Raw genomic sequence first — 747 nt, forward strand, 5'->3', positions numbered from 1 at the left:
GTGTCCATGGGCTCAGTCAGCGGCTATCCCGGTAAAATGTCTACTGGTGGACGCATGTCTGCCCCAGCATATATTGAAGGCTACTGGGCTAAGGGCTGGGATTACCCTTTTGAGTCTTATTACTATATTTCCGCAGAAATCCCCGCAAACGCTGAAGCGAAAATCAAGGTAATGGATAACTACTATAAAAACTACCATCGTAATTATGGAACCATCGAAGTCATTGTTGATGGCCCCAGAGTAAGGGTTTTTTATAGCAAGTCCTGTGTAGATATGTACGACAATTGTAACCCCAGACGAAACGCCGATCCGAATGGATGGGTTATCCGCTCCCCTGACAATATTACCGATGTGGTGGTGCTATTTGATGGTGTGGGTGAATCTTCAGCTACCCCTTTCCCAGACAGTTACTTCTCCCGGTTAGAACAGCGTTTAGAGTCCAAGAAAAATTCCGCTAACCAGACGACGAATACACAGGAACAATAGCCTGTTGCGTGAGGTGTATAGCAATGATTAAAGCTTATATTATCGGAGCCATTATATTACTTGGTCTGACACTGTTTTTGCGCTACCCCACAGGCCCCTATATTGTGGATGTAGGGTTAACCAATGGTAGCACCAGCGGAAAACATGGCGTCAAAGATATGTATATCACTACGGTTATGGGTGGGCAGGCAAGAGTGTCCATGGGCTCAGTCAGCGGCTATCCCGGTAAAATGTCTACTGGTGGACGCATGTCTGCCCCAG

The 747-nt window shown here is 46.7% G+C and carries 1 protein-coding gene and 1 pseudogene; both read left to right on the forward strand.

The genetic code is table 11. The features are described 5' to 3' along the window. The coding region (locus F0227_RS21790; protein ID WP_171755333.1) for a hypothetical protein at positions 1 to 486 on the forward strand (486 nt) is incomplete at its 5' end. Between the two features lie 23 nt (positions 487 to 509). Continuing rightward, a pseudogene (locus F0227_RS21795) lies at positions 510 to 747 on the forward strand (hypothetical protein); the annotation flags it as partial.

The organism is Vibrio sp. 99-8-1 (genome assembly GCF_013114595.1).
Lineage (GTDB): Bacteria > Pseudomonadota > Gammaproteobacteria > Enterobacterales > Vibrionaceae > Vibrio.